The organism is Acinetobacter sp. ME22, from assembly GCF_022012315.1.
GTDB classification, from domain to species: Bacteria; Pseudomonadota; Gammaproteobacteria; order Pseudomonadales; family Moraxellaceae; genus Acinetobacter; species Acinetobacter brisouii_A.
In genome coordinates this window covers 155,751-172,826 of the sequence record NZ_JAKLTL010000002.1, presented here as the reverse complement: position 1 = coordinate 172,826, position 17,076 = coordinate 155,751, and the positions used below count along the sequence as shown (strand labels likewise).

General features: G+C 40.2%; 15 protein-coding genes. 4 read left to right on the top strand and 11 right to left on the bottom strand.

The window, feature by feature from the left end:
- Positions 1-3 precede the first annotated feature (3 nt).
- Positions 4-978 (bottom strand): HlyD family secretion protein, encoded by a 975-nt coding sequence (locus LVY74_RS03480; RefSeq protein WP_237813855.1) that lies wholly within the window; start codon positions 976-978, stop codon positions 4-6.
- 258 nt (positions 979-1,236) lie between these two features.
- Positions 1,237-2,385 (bottom strand): glycerate kinase family protein, encoded by a 1,149-nt coding sequence (locus tag LVY74_RS03475; RefSeq protein ID WP_237813854.1) that lies wholly within the window; start codon positions 2,383-2,385, stop codon positions 1,237-1,239.
- Positions 2,386-2,665: 280 nt separating this feature from the next.
- Between LVY74_RS03475 and LVY74_RS03470 the strand changes: the two genes are divergently transcribed.
- Complete coding sequence (locus LVY74_RS03470; protein WP_237813853.1) at positions 2,666-3,391, top strand: phosphatase PAP2 family protein; 726 nt, start codon at positions 2,666-2,668, stop codon at positions 3,389-3,391.
- On the opposite strand, the gene LVY74_RS03465 is transcribed toward LVY74_RS03470, so the two are convergent.
- The 4 genes from LVY74_RS03465 to LVY74_RS03450 form a co-directional block, all read right to left on the bottom strand.
- A complete protein-coding gene (locus LVY74_RS03465) occupies positions 3,321-4,760 on the bottom strand; it encodes a sensor histidine kinase (protein ID WP_442862768.1) in 1,440 nt (479 codons plus the stop codon). The two genes, LVY74_RS03470 and LVY74_RS03465, sit on opposite strands and share 71 nt — an antisense overlap.
- A complete protein-coding gene (locus tag LVY74_RS03460; RefSeq protein WP_151710975.1) occupies positions 4,741-5,421 on the bottom strand; it encodes a response regulator transcription factor in 681 nt (226 codons plus the stop codon). The genes LVY74_RS03465 and LVY74_RS03460 overlap by 20 nt, the downstream gene beginning before the upstream one ends.
- A 1-nt stretch (position 5,422) precedes the next feature.
- Positions 5,423-7,072, bottom strand: coding sequence for a phosphoethanolamine transferase (locus LVY74_RS03455; RefSeq protein WP_237813852.1), 1,650 nt, complete (start codon positions 7,070-7,072; stop codon positions 5,423-5,425).
- A gap of 247 nt (positions 7,073-7,319) precedes the next feature.
- On the bottom strand, positions 7,320-9,545 hold the full coding sequence (locus LVY74_RS03450) for a FepA family TonB-dependent siderophore receptor (RefSeq protein WP_237813851.1): 2,226 nt from the start codon (positions 9,543-9,545) through the stop codon (positions 7,320-7,322).
- 253 nt (positions 9,546-9,798) lie between these two features.
- On the opposite strand from LVY74_RS03450, the gene LVY74_RS03445 reads away from it, so the two are divergent.
- From LVY74_RS03445 to LVY74_RS03435, 3 genes are all read left to right on the top strand, one after another.
- Positions 9,799-10,194 (top strand): hypothetical protein, encoded by a 396-nt coding sequence (locus LVY74_RS03445; RefSeq protein WP_237813850.1) that lies wholly within the window; start codon positions 9,799-9,801, stop codon positions 10,192-10,194.
- Positions 10,195-10,415: 221 nt separating this feature from the next.
- Positions 10,416-10,850 carry an Rrf2 family transcriptional regulator gene (locus LVY74_RS03440; RefSeq protein ID WP_237813849.1) on the top strand — a complete coding sequence of 145 codons (435 nt, stop codon included), beginning with the start codon at positions 10,416-10,418 and terminating at the stop codon, positions 10,848-10,850.
- 82 nt (positions 10,851-10,932) lie between these two features.
- Positions 10,933-11,304: a hypothetical protein gene (locus LVY74_RS03435; RefSeq protein ID WP_237813848.1), complete on the top strand. Its 372-nt coding sequence runs from the start codon at positions 10,933-10,935 to the stop codon at positions 11,302-11,304.
- A 21-nt stretch (positions 11,305-11,325) separates the two neighbouring features.
- Here the strand turns inward: LVY74_RS03435 and LVY74_RS03430 are convergent, their stop codons facing one another.
- The 5 genes from LVY74_RS03430 to LVY74_RS03410 form a co-directional block, all read right to left on the bottom strand.
- Complete coding sequence (locus LVY74_RS03430; RefSeq protein WP_237813847.1) at positions 11,326-11,943, bottom strand: acyltransferase; 618 nt, start codon at positions 11,941-11,943, stop codon at positions 11,326-11,328.
- Positions 11,933-12,538: an IMPACT family protein gene (locus LVY74_RS03425; protein ID WP_237813846.1), complete on the bottom strand. Its 606-nt coding sequence runs from the start codon at positions 12,536-12,538 to the stop codon at positions 11,933-11,935. The genes LVY74_RS03430 and LVY74_RS03425 overlap by 11 nt, the downstream gene beginning before the upstream one ends.
- 92 nt (positions 12,539-12,630) lie before the next feature.
- Positions 12,631-14,649, bottom strand: coding sequence for a DUF4034 domain-containing protein (locus LVY74_RS03420; protein WP_237813845.1), 2,019 nt, complete (start codon positions 14,647-14,649; stop codon positions 12,631-12,633).
- Between the two features lie 2 nt (positions 14,650-14,651).
- Entirely contained in the window at positions 14,652-16,592 is a 1,941-nt protein-coding gene (locus LVY74_RS03415; RefSeq protein WP_237813844.1) for a DUF1266 domain-containing protein, read from the bottom strand.
- Between the two features lie 55 nt (positions 16,593-16,647).
- Positions 16,648-17,076, bottom strand: a complete 429-nt coding sequence (locus tag LVY74_RS03410) for a hypothetical protein (RefSeq protein WP_237813843.1) — start codon at positions 17,074-17,076, stop codon at positions 16,648-16,650.

Sequence of the window (17,076 nt, the reverse complement as noted above, 5' to 3'; positions counted from 1 at the left end):
GCATTAAGATTGGGGAAGTTGAATTGCCCACTGTTTCGGCCAATTTGCCCGCGAATTCAGGCGGACATAACCATTGCCTGTCATGCCACCTTTAAGTAACTGGTTATAGCGCAAGGCAATCTCACTCGGAATTGCAAGCTTGACTTTATACATGAGTTTTTCACGCTCATCGGCTGTTTCAACATACTTGGGTGTAAATTGTGCTTGATCCGCAATAAATTTAATTTTGGCAGGGAAAACCGCATTTAAACCATCCAGCACAATACGGGCATCATCTCCAACTTTTAGCTTTCCAACCGTATTGGTCGGTAAAAATACCGTCATGGTGACATCGCTCGGATCAAGTAAAGTCACCACCTTACTGCCTGCTGCCAAGACATTGCCCACTTCTGCAATTCGATATTCAACCCGACCCGCTTTTGGCGCTCGAATCAGCATATCTTGATGTGTCGAATCGGCTGAATGAATTTGTGCTTGTGCCTGTCCAACCGCAGCGGTTGCTTCGGCTTGGGCTGCCTGTGCTGCATGAACGGCTGCCACTTCAGCATCATAAGCAGCTTGACGGCGATCAAGTTCGGCTTTAGAAACCAAGGCTTGCTGATACAACTGACGAGTATTTTCCAAGTCAAGTTTGGCAACTTTTTGCTGTTGTTGACGAGCGCTCACTTCTGCGGCAGCGCGTACCACAGTTTCTTTGGCACGATCTTTTCCTGCTTCAGCAGCCATAAGCTGACTATTACTCTGCTCTGAAGACAATTCAGCCAAGACTGCATTTTCCTTGACACTATCGCCTTCATTGACCAAAAGCTGTTGAACACGCCCTGCGTACAAGGTCGCAACATCTAGACGCTGTAACTCCAGTCGACCATTGGAGGTCGCAAAACCTTCAGGAAGTTGATTTTTACTTTTATAATTCATCCAAACGGCAACACCGATCAAAACGGCAACCGCGACAATCACCAACACCTTTTTCAGCATGATTTGTCACCTTATCGTTAAATCATTTAAATTTATAAATATTTGTAATGACGCTGAGTGTATGCGCTCTAGGTCTGAATATTAAATCATTAAAATTAATAAGCCTTTCAATCTTCAACGCTTTTACATATCAAGTTAAATGATATGTAAAAGCTATTTTTGACTCAAAAAGTGCTGAACTGATGCTACAGTAGCTCAATTTCAATTATTTATTTTTGTTATTTATCAGTCAAAAAATATAAGATTATTCATTTGATTTTAATCATAAATTTTTAAAATTCTGGCAATATTTTCACAAGTTCTAGCCAAGTTTTCTTGCCCATGTTGACATGCTGTTGCTAGATCACAACAACCATCCAAAATGCCAAAAATCGCTGTAAATCCTTCGCTATATAGTGTTTCAATACCTTTTCCGACATAGCCCGCACAAGCAAACACTGGTTTATTGAACTGCTTAGTCACTTTTGCAACGCCTAAAGGTGTTTTGCCAAATTGGGTTTGAAAATCAATTCCACCTTCACCTGTAAAGACATAATCAGCACAGGCAATATGCTTGGCAAGTTCTGTTTGCTCAATCACTAACTCGACACCCGAATGCAGCCTTGCACCTGTAAATGCCATCAGCCCCGCAGCCAGACCGCCTGCCGCCCCCGTACCTGTCACTTGAGCAAGATCAAGTTGACAAGCTTGTTGAATTTTTTTGGCAAAATAGCGTAAATTTTCATCCAATTGCCTAACCATGTCAGGTGTTGCACCTTTTTGTGGGGCAAAAACTGCCGAAGCACCTGTTTCTCCAACCAATGGATTACTCACATCACTGGCAATCAAAATTTCGACATGCTGTAAACGTGGGTCAAGTTCAGTTACATCTATCTGCTCAATCTGCTGCAATTGTCCACCTGACATCCCCTTTGCAAGGATTTGCCCATCTGCATTGAAAAAGCGCACGCCCAAGGCCTGTGCCATTCCTGCACCTGCATCGTTGGTTGCACTGCCCCCTAATCCAATGATGATTTTATCGACATCATAATCGAGTGCTGCGCGAATCAGTTCCCCCGTACCGAAAGTTGTGGTCAACAAAGGATTGCGCTGCTCAGGGCGGAGTAAATCTAAGCCATTGGCTTGAGCCATCTCAATCACCGCAGTTTTTCCCTGATCAATCAGTGCAAAATCAGCCCGCACTTTATCTGGATAGAATGAACCTGTGACCTCAAAACTAATTCGCTGACCTTCTCGTGCCAAGAGCAGGGCATCAACTGTGCCTTCACCTCCATCTGCCATAGGTACATGAATAAAACAGGCATTTGGGAAAATACGGGAAATCCCTGTTTGCATGGCTCGGCAAGCCTCAACAGCACTCATACTTTCTTTAAACGAATCGGGGGCAAGCACAAAGGTTTTTGGCATTTTATTATTCAATCTGAAAGTCATATATTTCAGCCCAATCTAAGGGATTTTTACCTCTAGGTCACGTTGATTTTCAACACGATTATGTTTAACGCTAACAGTACACTCGAAACAGCATAAATAATTTGTGATCAAGCGATTTAGCCCTGCCAAATCAGCTTATTTCATTTATAAAATAACAAGTTATTTTCAATGTTCAGCTTTTCTTAAGCTTTTCTCAGAAAGTCTTAAGTTTCCTCTTCTAAGGTTCTGAATAGTTTATCATTATGGATGCTTTATCTTGAAATGGTCTCGCCCTGTACTTGTTGCCTATGAGCGGAACAATTTAATTTTACTGCTGTTCGCAGCTTTGATTTTATCTGTATTTTTTCCAGTCAAAGGTGCACTGGATTTGTCTTTGAGTTTGCCGTGGGTTGATGCTCAGGGGCATTACTATTTGAGAGATAACTGGTGGTTAACACGGATTGGGCACGACGCCTTAAAACAGGGTGTCTGGTTGATTGCTTTTGTGCATCTCTATATTTTAATTGCAGGTTACTGGCAAGAAAAATGGCGCAGTTATCGCCGTTTATGTGGTTATATTTTGCTGGCAATGATCATGAGTACCAGTCTTGTGGGCTTACTTAAATCGCAATCTGAGCATGCCTGTCCTTGGAATATTGTTGAAATGCATGGTCAAACCGTGACTTGGAGTAAACATGTCATTGGCTTGGGCAAATGTTTCCCCGGTGGACATGCCTCTGCGGGATTTTCCCTGATTGCATTATATTTTGGCTATCGTCATCGGCATCCACGACTGGCAATCATGTGGCTTGTACTCGGTTTACTGATTGGCGGCATCATGAGCGGTGTACAAATGGTTCGTGGCGCACATTTTCTGAGTCATAATTTGTGGGCGCTGTGGTGGACTTGGGCTGTAGATCTTGTGATTTATATCATTCAAGCACATTGCTTTCATGCAATGCCTCAGACTGAGGATTCGACCATTTCAGAAATTTCAAATTAACCTGCAATCCATGCAAACATGCAGAGGGCTGAAACTGTAACTCTGCATGAATTTGTTGCAATGCAGTCTGTACAATCGACAATCCCAAGCCACTGCCCATTGCCTGATGTTGCGTCTTTTCCAAGCGCACAAAGCGCTGCATAACATGATCATATTGGCTTGGCTCAATGCCTGCACCATCATCATGAATCTCCAAATACACATATTGAGCATCTTGTTTCATATTCAGTAACACAATCCCTTGCTCAGGGTTATATTTAATCGCATTGTCTAGCAGATTCAATAAAATGGTCTCTAAGGCAGCGGGCAAAGCAGCCACCACACTATCGACATGCTCATCTTGAATATTCAACTGAATATCGACTTGTTTTTTATGCGCACTGGCCAGTAACTGCCCAACACAGCGTCGAGTGCTATCAACCAAATCGACCGCTTGTAACTGCTCCTTACCTTGTACTTCCTGATGCGCCAAACTCATCAACTGCTCGACCAAATGCGACATACGCTTTAGGCTTTGCTCCAAATCTTGTAAATTTTCAGCATAAGCTTTTGAGTCTTTTTGAGTTTTTGTAAGTAATGATGTCTGTAAGCGAATCGCGGTCAGGGGGGTACGTAATTCATGTGCCGCATTGGCAATAAACATTTTCTGCTGCTGCTGTGCTTGCTGAATACGCTGAAACAAATGATTCAACTCATCAATTGCAGGAGTAATTTCAGCAGGTAAATGCGCGATGCGTATTTCCGATAAATCTGAATAATCACGTACCGCAAAGGTTTGTTTAAGTTGATCAAGCGGTTTTAAATGATGACGAATCAGTCGATAAAATCCATAAATTGCAAATGGCATAAACAGCACATAAGGAATGAGCATGGTAAATGCCAATTGCTTGGCGAGATGACGACGAACCTTAATAAACTGACTAATCTGAATCTGTTTGTCAGGTAGTGGCAGGACATAAACTTTCAACTCACCACGAGAAGAATGAATTTTCTGAAAATGTGCTTCACTGGCATAAGCAATTAAATAATTCGGATGTGCTTTCTTTGATAACAATTCTTGTTTTGGCACAATATCAATAAATAAATCTGTTTCATCATAAGGTCGATGTGAGTCATACACCGACATACGATTCGGAATATTGTTCTTATCTAAAAAACTTGCCATCTCTTGCATTTGCCGATCGAGTACCTCTTCGGACTCTTCGAGAGAAATCTGATAAGCCGACATTCCGATCATAAAAAACAATAAGATACTAAAAATACAAACGCTCAAGGACATCCTTGAGCTGAGTGCTAAATGTTCATATCGCTGTTGTAACTGCTGGACATACTTACGCAGTCCTAATAAATTATTTTGCATGGGTTTCAATACAGTAACCTAAACCTCGTACCGTGCGAATCAGGTCTTTTCCCAATTTCTGCCGTAAATTATGTACATGAACTTCAATGGTATTGCTATTGATTTCGGTTTGCCAGTCATACAGTTTTTCTTCAAGCACTTGCTTCGAAAAAATTTGATTGGGATACATCATCATTGGCTCTAAGATTGCCCATTCTTTTTGGGATAGCTCAATATTTTTACCTGCTTTTAAGATGCGATGCGTGGTTGGAAACAGTTGAATATTACCCACTTTAAAGCAAATTTCTTCATCAATACTCAAGTGACTACGACGTAAAACTGACTCAATCCGTGCCGTCAGTTCCTCAAAATCATAAGGTTTAATCAGATAATCATCTGCCCCAAGTTTCAAGCCCAAGATTTTGTCTTTGCTTTGGTCTCGGGCGCTAATAATAATCACCCCCATACGATTAAGATCGGCTTTTTTACGAATATGTTTCAAGATTTCCAAGCCATCCAATTCAGGTAAGCCTAGATCAAGCAAAGCAATATGATAAACATTGCGAAATAGCAAATCTAAGGCCTGTAAACCTGTTTGTGCCCAATCCACTTGAAATTTTTCGTGCTGCAACAACTGGTAAGTACTCTTCCCAATCATTGCATCATCCTCAATATACAGCACTCGAATCATGCTAAATTTGCCCTTTGCAACTCGACAACATATCTAGTTTTTGGTCATACACTTGAGTCTGAACATTGAGTAAACCCAAAACGGTTGGGAATAAATTGTCCTGACTCCATGCACTGTCTTTATAATGTGACAAGCATTGATAAATATGATGACGTTCTGACCAGTTTTGCGAAAACCAAAACAACATTGGAATATGTGTCTGCTCTTTAGGCGCAACCATATAAGGTGTGCCATGCAAGTACAAACCACTTTCACCTGTAGACTCACCATGATCAGATAAATACAGCATACTACTGGCAACAGGCTGCTGTTTCAGCAAATCAATGGTCGATGCCAAAATATGGTCTGTATATACAATGGTATTATCATATGTATTAATCAATGCCTGATGATCACAGTTTTGAATATTATTGGTTTCACAAATCGGTGTAAATTTCTTAAATTCAGCAGGATAACGCTTGTAATAAGCAGGTCCATGACTCCCCATCTGATGCAGAACAATCAACTGATTTTGTTTTAAATTTTTCATATCTAAAGTTTTTAAATAATCAGTCAATGCATCAATCAAGATACCATCACGACACTCGCCATGATCACACCACTTTTGATAACGTGGATCATCTTTCGGTGAAATATAGTTTTTAATGCGGGTACATGTGCCTTTACAGCCTGAGTTATTGTCAATCCAAGTGACTTGATAACCCGCACGCTGTACGATATCGAGCAGACCTTCACGATGCGATGCCAAACCTTCATCATAGTCTTTACGTGGCATACCTGAGAACATACACGGTACAGACACCGAAGTTTGCGTACCACAAGATGATACATTATTAAAATTTAAGATATCCAGCTTAGACAGTTCAGGATTGGTATTTTTTGAATAACCATCCAAACTGAAATTTTGGGCACGAGCCGTTTCACCAACCACCAGCACCAAAATCTTCGGCTGACGTTGTGTAGCAGATATAACCACATGCGCATCTTGCCCATAAGCAACCAGTGGTTTATTGGCATGTTTGAATTGTTTACGAATATAACTTGTGCCACTCGACAAGACGTTCATCGGTGAAATCTGGGCTTTAAGCTGACGATGCTCACGAAAAATTGGGGCATATTGACTATAAAAAGAAAATAAACCTCCTCCCATCACAGCCAATGCTACAACCAACGATGCCACTTTGGTAAGTATGACTTTTTTAAAGGATTGGGGTTGAATCTGCAAAAAACTCAAGACCACAACAGGCAAAACGACTGTGAGCAGACACCAGAGTAAAAAGGGAAAGGACAATAAATCCAGTGTTTCATGTAAATCGGTCTGCGCAACATTTTCAATTTGGGCAGTACTCATCTCAACACCCAACTGATTCACAAAATAAGAGGTCATCCCCGTCATGATCACTAAAATAATGCTCAGCGGCTTGGCTGTACGTCGCCAATTCAATAACTGCAACACAAAAAAGTAAAAACTACTTAACAAAATAAATGTCACAAAGACAAATAAATAATTGCTCATACCCTGATATGAGCTTAATTGTGAAATATTGCGGTAAAAACTGAGATTGGTAAATCCTGCCAACCAACACGCAACTAAACCATTAAATAGCGCCAAAGGCAGACTGATTTTATTTTTTGAAATAAATGCCAGCATAATCAGATCATTGTTTAGAGAATGATCGCTATTAAAGCCTGTAAACCTTAAGAGTTTATTATCTACATAATTTTTAAAAATCAACAATTTAAATTAAAGATAGAATTTTTTTATTTTAATCTGAGCAAAAGCTTGGTTTTCTTCAAATGATTTCATCATTTGATCATCTATTTTTGTTATTGGCAGTCAAACCCTCAAGAAAAACCAGTCTATAAAAGACTGGTTTTTTTCTGTCACTTCGCCCAACTTAGAACGAATATTTGATCGACGCATAGTACGCACGACCCGGCTCATTATAAGTTTGGCTATTGGAATTACTATCCCGATAAATGACTTTATCAAACAGATTCGATACCCCAATACGTCCACTCAGGTTCTTATTGAACTTATAGCCAAAATTAATTCCTGCAATACTATAACTCTTCAAACTGGTTAAATTATCGAGGTCTGTAACATCTGCTTTGGTGACTGCGTACTGACGTGGCTTTTGGCGACCATATTGCGTATAAACAACATTCATATCTAGTTTGTCAGTAATGTCATAACCTAAAATCGAGTTAATCGTATAGATTGGAATGACTGACAACGGGTTACCTGTTTCTTTATTGACATTGTCATGGTAATAAGTGAAGTTGTTTGTCCAACGGATATTCCCCCAGTCAAACCCAAGACTTCCCTCTAAACCTTGAACCAATGCTTTTGGAATATTTTCCCATTTAAAGACATAATAAGTTGTTCCATTGCTGGTCACGGTGTCCTGTAAATCCGTACCAACTTCGATTTTGTTTTTATAGTCGTTGCGGAACCATGTTAAGCTAGCATTTACGATATCTTTCTTAAACTGAATCCCAAACTCTTTATTGACTGAAGTTTCAGGTTTTAAGTCAGCATTCCCCTGAATCAGACAGTAGGTATAACTCGAACCTGCTGGACAGCCATTTCCGCGACTCAGCAACAAGTAACCTTCAGCATTTTGATACAAGTTTGGAGTTTTATAGGCTTTGGCAATCCCGCCTTTTAAAGTGACATAATCACCCAATTTCTGAGTTAAATTCAGACCTGGACTCCAACTTGTCCCTGAACTGCTGTGATCATCAAAGCGTAAACTAACCGCAGCATCTGTACTACTGGTTAAACTGATATTGTCTTCAAGATAAGTCGACTTAATATCTGAGCTCATTTTGGTTCGATCGCCCGTGGTCAACTGTGCAGCATACGTCGAACCATCACTGGCTCCCACAGTCATTGATGATGGATCTACAAAATGATCATCGACATATTCCACCCCTGCCGTTAGCACATGAGGTACATAGAACTCAAACGGAATATTAACTTCACCATTAAGTCGGAAAGTTCGTAAATTATTGGTCGATTTATCGGTTGAGTTAATTGTTCCTTCTACTCCACCAGTTAAGCCTTCAATATATCGCTTGTTTTTAGTGTCATCATACTGGACAACAAATTTACTTTTCCCCCAATCCCAATCCGCATTATGAGTCAGCGCAAAACTCTGACGGTACATGGTATTGGTTTCTTGACCAATCAATGGACTTGCATAAGTCGTTTTGGTATTGGTTCCTGAGGTTGTATCGTAGTTGTACTGTGTATCCCCTGCATAGATATTACCTTGACGACTCACAGATGCATCTAAAGTTAAAGACTGTTGGTCATTGAGCTTCCAAAGCAACTGCCCAGATACATCTTTATTGCGCACCCCTTCACGTGGTGCTGCGGTACTTCCAATCGCACTGTTAAGATCAGCGGAATCCGCATCGGTTTTATTCCAGTTACCATATAAACGATAAGACAGCACATCATTAATAATCGGGCCGCTTAAGTTAAAACCAACGCGATTAGAAGCACCTTCTTTAGAGTTTTCAGGCTGATTGGTATAATATTCAAGTGATCCATGCGTTTTGTTACTGGCTTTTTTGGTGATAATGTTAATCACACCACCCATTGCACCATTACCGTAACGCGCTGCGGCTGGTCCACGTAAAACTTCAATATGATCAATATCTTCAGCAGGAACCCAATTGGTATCACCACGGGTATCACGATCTCCTGTTCGACCATAACGCACAGATTGACGCGAGTTGACAGGACGACCATCAATGAGAATTAGCGTGTTTTCAGGTCCCATGCCACGAATATCAACTTGTCGGTTATTGCCACGCACACCATTAGCACTATTTCCCGTCAGGTTAATACCCGGCTGACGCGCTAAAATTTCTGAAATATCATTTCTAACAGGGTTCTTTTCTATATCTTCTGCAGTAACTACTGAAGCCCCTAAAGACTGTTTTACTTGCTGTTCTGCCGTCACTACGATTTTCTGCATTTGAACGACATCTGACTGTGTCGAACTTTTAGTATTATCTTCTTGATCAGTACTATCAGCAGCTTGTGCCATAGTCGCCATTACTGTCAATACAGAAATGGATAAGAGAGATTGCATGATGCGCTTAGACATATAAAACCTATTGTTTTGTCATGAATATGTAAAAATTGCCGAGCTAATGTAACAGATTTAAATGAGAATGATAGTTAATTTAATAATTATTTTCATTTATCTTTTTTATAATTTATGCTTTAAACATATAATAATTTACTATTAATTGTATTTTAATAAACATTATCTTTAGGCTCTTTTTTATTTTAAATACCTATTAAATCCATATTTATTTTTTAAGATTTAAAATCAACATTTTTATTGTGATCTATTCATGAAAATAAATATACCTGCCTATTTTACGTCTATGACAATATTATTTATATGCAGCAGTACATTATATGCAGCACCACCTCAACAACCGCCACAGCAGCATAACTTTGAAGACTTATGCAGAGGCAAAGCAATTGGGACAAAAGTATCAAATAAACAAGGTGATAAAACAATAAAAGGCACATGTGAATTGGGTTTAAAACCCAATCATCCTCCAATGAATGGTGAAAATAGACCGCCGAAACCTCAACAGGGACCTGAAGGTGGAGCACGTCCGCCAATGCCAAACCCATGTCAAGGGAAGCGAATTGGAGATACGGTAACACTCAATCAAAAAGATAAAAATATGACAGGAAAATGTGAAATTCGATTTAGACCTGATATGCCAAAAGCATAATTAAAATATATCTACAGAATATTTTAATCATTATTCTGTAGATTATTTTACTTATATCATTAATATATTAAACGCCATTTTTTAAAGAAAATACTATATCCCTACAGCAGATCTAAAATTACTTGATAAATCATGTTTTTATCACGGTAATTTCACACAACTTGTCTTTCTTTACTATTTTCCGTAATCTGTGACAAATTTCTTCATCATTGGTCATAGACTTGCGTAAAGATAGTCGGCTGTCCCGTATGCTGCATGTCATTTTGCACATGGCATATGCCAAATCCCCCCTCACTTCTGAACAAATTGCAAAAATGATCGACAGTAATGCTGTCGTTGTACGGCGCACTTTGGCGGGTTTAAGAGAACAAGGCTATGTGCAATCCACTAAAGGGCATTATGGTGGCTGGATACTCAATTGTGCACTGGAAGATATTTCACTGTTCGATATTTACCAAGCTGTCGGTCAAGGTGACTTATTTACTCTACACACAGAGACTGAGCATCCCGATTGCTTAGTTGAAGAAGTGGTAAATCAATCTCTGCAAAGCATCCTCAATGAAGCTGAAAACTTAATTGTGCAACGCCTTAAAAATATCAAGCTATCAGATCTCTCTAAAAACTTTAATGCAGGTGCAAAGCTCACTCATTTTTAAAGACTGATTTTAAACATCATGCTTGCACTTTAATTAGTTTACCCTATCATGTAATTTTTAAAGTTACGTGATAGGGTAAATAATGTCTTCTGAAATATTACATGCTTTTTGGATGTGTCTGGTGATTGCACTTGCTGCAACCAGTATTTCCATCACCATTACTCAAACTGAGTTATTTGTTCCTGTACAACACTGGATGCAACGGTGTCACAGATTATTGGGCTATCTGTTTCAGTGTTTTTATTGTATGAGTCATTGGGTCGTGATTGTGATGGTACTGATTTACCAACCGATTTTAATTCACAGCCAATTTATTTGGATCGATTTGATGGTGTCGATTTTTGTCTGTATTACGCTGACCGCATGGATGTGCGGAGCAGTCTTTCAGGTCTTTGTGCTGGCAATTCGCAAAAAACAAAAGCAATTCGAATTCCAAAATCTGATCTCAAAATAAGATCAGATTTTGACAACAAGGCTATTCACGGTAACGGATCAATTTGGCAGGATTACCCGCGACAATCTGTCGTTCTTCTACCGATTTGGTCACCATGCTATTCATACCGACAATGGCTTGATCTGCAATGTTGATGCCATCTTTGATGCCCACATGTGCCCCAAGCCAAACATCTCGCCCAACCTGAATACCTTGCGAACGTACCGCTTGCTGATAAATCGGTTCAGCCAAGTCCATGCCATGATCAAACGCATATAAATGACAATACGCAGCCAAACGTGCCTGATCACCCAAAGTAATGCCCGCACGTCCACCATCTAAAATACAATGGTGATTAATCGCCACTTCATTGCCAATGGTTAATGGGCCGTGCAAGGTACAATCCGCAGCAATAAAGGTATTGTCCCCAATCGTGATTTTTCGACCACGTTCGGCAAAAATATGCGCTTGCGGGGAAATAAAACAGTTCTGACCAATTTCAACGGTTTCCATATCCATCAGGTAAGCCTGATATTCACGCTGCCACTGCTCCGCCCATTCACGATGTTTCGGCTTTAAACGCCAGTACAACCACGGCATATAGTTGAGACGCTGTTTATGCTGTTCACGATATTTGAGTAATGGATCATCAGCCTGCATCTTGCTGTTGCTCCTCTAAAATACGTAACTGTTCACGTCCACGGGTTACATCCTGAATTTTTTTGGCAAGCCCTTCAATTTGATGAACCTGTAACTTTGCTAAAATTGCAACACCTTCAGCGGTATAGTCTTCTTGAAACTCAATCTCTTGTTGTTGTAGCTCATATTGAAAGATTGCCCATTCACTAAATGAACAGGAAAATTTCACCTGTTTTTTTTCAATCAGTTCGATCTTTTCAGCTAAGAGTAAACATTGACCTGCTGTACCGCCATAAGCACGAACTAAGCCACCTGTCCCAAGTTTAATTCCACCATACCAGCGATTGACCAACACCAAAACATTGGTCAGTTCATTACCCTCAATGGTGGCTAAAATCGGTCGTCCTGCTGTCCCAGATGGCTCACCATCATCATTAAAACGGACGTGATGCCCAATTTTCCATGCCCAACATTGATGGGTGGTGGTGGTGTCTTTATACAAAGCCAAAAAATCCTTCACATCCTGTTCGGATTCAACAGGTGTGGCAAATGCCTGAAAACGGCTTTTCTTAATGTCTTCTTCAAAACTCACCAATGCTGCAATGGTAAATGGCATAACCCTGTTTCTATTCCCAATCTTAGGAGGCATATCATAAAAGGTCTGATGGCATAAGCAAATGTGCTTTTGCAATTTTCCCTCAGTAAAGATTAAAGTAGTGGCTCTTGCCGCCCTGGGGTATTAGCAAAACCTAACCCACCAAGCGCTTGTAAATAAGGCTGGGTTAAATATTCAGCTTGACCATTGAGTTGATTTAACAAGGTCATTGTTTCTTGGTTATCAGGCTGTTGTAAATATGCCGCTTCACACCAACGCACGGCTTGCACATAGTCAAAATATTGTGGACGATTAACCTGATCAGCATATAAAGCCGCCAGTGCAAGCATTGCCGCAACTTGACGCTGATTGGCAATCACCAATAAATACTCAATCACAACAGAGGCAATATCAGGATAATAGCTGTATTGAAATAATCGCTCTGTATAAATACGCCCAATATCATCGACTAAAAACTGATAACTGCCATAGCGTTTTTTTTCAAGCGCTGCACAAATACCACGGCACTCTTCCAAATATTCAATATGTTTTTGCAAATACCATTTAGGTTGCTGTTCTTCAGGCTCTAGTGCTTTATTTAGAAAATACACCCCCATATTAAACAATGCTGAAGGATGTCGCTGCGCTGCGGCACGTTTGGCATACAGCAACTCTTTATCTGGATCAAAATATTCACTGTCTTGTTGAGCATAAATATAGCCTGCTAAAAAAGACGGATAGACATAGCCTAAATGACTGGCTGCGACAAGCAAATCTAAAATGATGGCATAATCCTGATGTTCACTAAATATTTCTGTGACTTGATAATATGCACAATGTGCCCCTTCAGGATAAGCTCGTGGAGGTTCTAATGGAATTGCATATTCATACCATGAATAGGAAACCAACGGATTTTTCTCAACCCCTGACCAACCATGCTGACATAAAAAACCATACAACACAGCCGCAGTCGCCTGATACTGTCTGGAATGGTAAGCAATTTTCCCTAAAAAATCTGAAGATCTGGCATGCAAATACCAATAGCTGATGGCTTGATTAATGTGCTCAGCTTCAAAGACAGGAAATGCTGCTGCATGCTGATAACATGCCAAAATGTGTGGCTGATAATCTTCACCATCCTCAAGCAAACCATATAGATGAATCAGATACAATCCAACACGTGCACGATCCTGCTCTCGGAGCGGACGCTGATATAAAGCTTGAGCTTTAAGCAAACTACGGCGAATATCCGTTTGCTGCTCAGCCGTATAATACTGCTCAATCTCAGCAAACCATGCCATAAAAGCCAAAGTATTTTTTGCAAGTTCTGAGAAATCCTGACAATAATCCGAATCGCAGAATTCTATAATCTCTGTCAGGTCATGCACCCATTGTGGCAGTAAAAACTGACAATAGATGCGACACAATCCCAAAGCATATTGGCATTGCTGCGCATAAATTTTTAGCCAGAATAAAGGCGTTTCTACCTCTTCCCATTGCTGCTTATTTTGCAAATAACAAGGAATTTTCTCAGGTAAATCAATTTTCAGATGCGAATGTAAACCGCTACGCTGTGCCAAGCTCAGATCTTCACTACGAATTTTATGCTGTAAATGAAAAGAACGTTGCTTGATATACCACTCACGCCACCAACTTGGCATATTGAGTTTAATCACGCTTTGCAGCAAATACACACAAACGACACTTGCCTGTTCCGAGCGCTGGAAGGCCTGCATAGCATGAGCAAATAGCTGTTTTTGAGTTTCCCGAGCACAACGCCAATGGCTGTCATCAACATCAACTGCCCATGCATTGCCCCGATATTGCTCACCCCACATAAACCAGTAAAAACAACTGATCCAGTGGGGGTAAAAACTTTCAGGATAAGCCCGTTGCCAAGCATCTAGACATTGCAATGCATGTTCAGGATTGTGTAAAAACTGATGACGGAACATCTGCTCAGGCGTAATTAAACACAACTCTTCCCATGCAAAGGCTGGAAGCTGCTCACGGCGTTGCCACAGATCCGTAAAATATTGCTCTAATTCATCAAACTGATGCTGAGCTAATAGATCTTGTGGGAACTGACGCTGTTTACGCAAAAATTCATGGACATATTCTGCATGGATCATTATTAGGCTGCCTGCTCAAGTTGTAATTCTTGCAAGAAAGACAGATCCCATGCCAAATAATCCCAGTTATTCTGATGATGTTGCAAATAACGTGATACATCAACGGTTGCTGAACGGTCAATATTTTCATCATGCGACGTTAAAATCAGTAAAATTAACTCGCGCCCCTTGACATAAGCATCCCCAAGAGATTCCCAGTTCGAACAACAATCCTGAATAATTTGAGCAGATGCAAAAATATATGACCACGCTACCTGTTCTGAAAACTGATAAAACTGAACCAATAAGCGCATTAAGAAAATCTTTTGAATATGGTCAAATACAATCATGTCACGTAAATGCTGATGGGCTTTGGCATAACTCAATTGATAGATCTGATCCAACTGATCCGTCACAAAGTAATCTTTAAGAAATTTTAAAAGCTGTCGTTCCTGATGAATCGGACTATTCGATTTGATTTCCAGCATTCGATTTAAATGACTTAAATATTGTGTTTTATTCTGTTCAAATACCTCAGACTGCAATTTTTCAGAAGTGACTTCCTGCAATATGCCCTGACGATAATAAATTACATCGCCCGTTGCCAGTGCCCAACGCTGTGCTTCATAACCTGAATTTCGAAGTGATACCACCAAGCGATAACAATATTTAGTTATTCCATAAAAACAGCCTTTAATGATTGGAATACGGCTTAACATCGCCCAAAATAAAACCCAAAGCATCAGATACAGCATCAACATGCGTCTGGCAAAAGATGGAGCTTGCGTCGCTTTAAACTGAAATGGCAAATTAAAATAAGGAAATTGCTGCAAGCTGTTTAAATCTGAAGCTCTGACCTGTTGCTGATACTGGCGCACTGCCTGCACGATGCTATGCTCTGTTGGCTGCTGCGGTAGTTCAGTGTCTTGTGTTGCGCGACCTGCCAGTAAAATCCAGTTTAAACATGCGGTTTCTACAGGAAAACGTTGTAACAACCAAGGATGCTCAAAAACAATACTCTCTACGGCCTGTTCATGCTTGAGTTCATGAAAATAAAAATATAAATCACCTGTTTCTTGCTGTAGCTGTTGATCTTGCTCAAGCTCAGGTCGGTACAAAATCCCCATGTTTAAACAGTCAGGATTAGACTCAGAACTCGGCGCAAGAAAATTGAGTAAACTCAGCACATCATCGGCATATTTAGCAATTGGAACCGCATTTTGTTTGCCTTTAATTTGCTCAATTCGCCAGCCTGTGCCTGTCATATCTCGTTCTAGACTCAAGGTTACATGAGGCTTGTTATGGGCATCACGCAAGCTAAACAGGCGCAACATCCCCTCTTCTTTTTCAGTCACGTAATATTCGGCATACCCGCCTGTTAAAACTTCAAGATCTTCAAACTGCCCTAGACAGTGCTGCATATGCCATGACTCATACGCTAACTCTTGCCGCAATAACTGTCCTCGCGCTACGATTTCAACAAACTGTCCAGTTTCAACCGAAAGTATCGGTTGAATGGCTTGTAAGTTGCTTGCCCATTGCCCTTTTGCCAAGCGTTTTTTCATGCGCTCATGGTCTTTTTGCCACGCTTGCATGACTTGCTCATAGGTCATTTTCATAAATTTTCGGGCAAGTGGCGTATGCAAATGTGCATTAAAAAATTCTAATAATGGTTTTTCTAACTGAGTAATCTGCTGATGGTACGGATCAATATATAACATTTCAGCATGTTGATCATCCAGTTTAAGCCTAAACCACTGTGGGACAGGTTGCGGTAGCTGACACATTTGCCATGCTTGTAAGGAATTAATGCGTGCTACAGGCTGAAATTGCTGAATTAAATGCTCAAAGAATTTTTTCTCTAGCCATTGAGTAATTTCTGGAGCATCTTGGCGCTGTTGGCTACGTTGTACAATACTGTTTTTTAATTGTGGTGCATTGACAATATCACGGGTCATTTTCATTTTTAGATCAACTTATTATTAATATATTGTTTTATTTTAGAAATATTCATTTTTTCTAAAAATAGGTCTGTTGAATCAACCAAAACCAACCGAAAAATTGCAAAATCAAAAAGGCAACCTGCCAACGTACCAGCATCAAACATCCCCGTAAACGCTGTGACCATGGGCGTCCTAATTTTTTCTGATCAGCTAAACCGAGTGCCGCAAGTGCTTGATCCATCTGCTCAGTTTGCCATGATAACTCCACCTCTGAAGATTGGGTCAGCTGATGCAACAATGCCGCATCAAATTGAACACGACTGTGCAGATAAATTTGTACCAGTAATAAAGATGAAATCCCCACCATATAGAAAATCAGACTCCATGCACGCAACCCCACAAAAAGTGCGATGAATAAACTCAAGGTAAAAATGGTATAACTGGCAAAAATAAGATGCCGACATGAACGCAACAACTGCGCCATGATTTGAATTTGCTGTAACAT

What these genes read in the sequence shown, in the direction of transcription:
- LVY74_RS03475 (WP_237813854.1), bottom strand. Translation starts at nt 2,385, where the DNA reads ATGCCAAAAACCTTTGTGCTTGCCCCCGATTCGTTTAAAGAAAGTATG.
- LVY74_RS03455 (WP_237813852.1), bottom strand. Translation starts at nt 7,072, where the DNA reads ATGCTGGCATTTATTTCAAAAAATAAAATCAGTCTGCCTTTGGCGCTA.
- LVY74_RS03450 (WP_237813851.1), bottom strand. Translation starts at nt 9,545, where the DNA reads ATGTCTAAGCGCATCATGCAATCTCTCTTATCCATTTCTGTATTGACA.
- LVY74_RS03435 (WP_237813848.1), top strand. Translation starts at nt 10,933, where the DNA reads ATGTCTTCTGAAATATTACATGCTTTTTGGATGTGTCTGGTGATTGCA.
- LVY74_RS03430 (WP_237813847.1), bottom strand. Translation starts at nt 11,943, where the DNA reads ATGCAGGCTGATGATCCATTACTCAAATATCGTGAACAGCATAAACAG.
- LVY74_RS03480 (WP_237813855.1), bottom strand. Translation starts at nt 978, where the DNA reads ATGCTGAAAAAGGTGTTGGTGATTGTCGCGGTTGCCGTTTTGATCGGT.
- LVY74_RS03415 (WP_237813844.1), bottom strand. Translation starts at nt 16,592, where the DNA reads ATGAAAATGACCCGTGATATTGTCAATGCACCACAATTAAAAAACAGT.
- LVY74_RS03425 (WP_237813846.1), bottom strand. Translation starts at nt 12,538, where the DNA reads ATGCCATTTACCATTGCAGCATTGGTGAGTTTTGAAGAAGACATTAAG.
- LVY74_RS03445 (WP_237813850.1), top strand. Translation starts at nt 9,799, where the DNA reads ATGAAAATAAATATACCTGCCTATTTTACGTCTATGACAATATTATTT.
- LVY74_RS03460 (WP_151710975.1), bottom strand. Translation starts at nt 5,421, where the DNA reads ATGATTCGAGTGCTGTATATTGAGGATGATGCAATGATTGGGAAGAGT.
- LVY74_RS03420 (WP_237813845.1), bottom strand. Translation starts at nt 14,649, where the DNA reads ATGATCCATGCAGAATATGTCCATGAATTTTTGCGTAAACAGCGTCAG.
- LVY74_RS03410 (WP_237813843.1), bottom strand. Translation starts at nt 17,076, where the DNA reads ATGTTACAGCAAATTCAAATCATGGCGCAGTTGTTGCGTTCATGTCGG.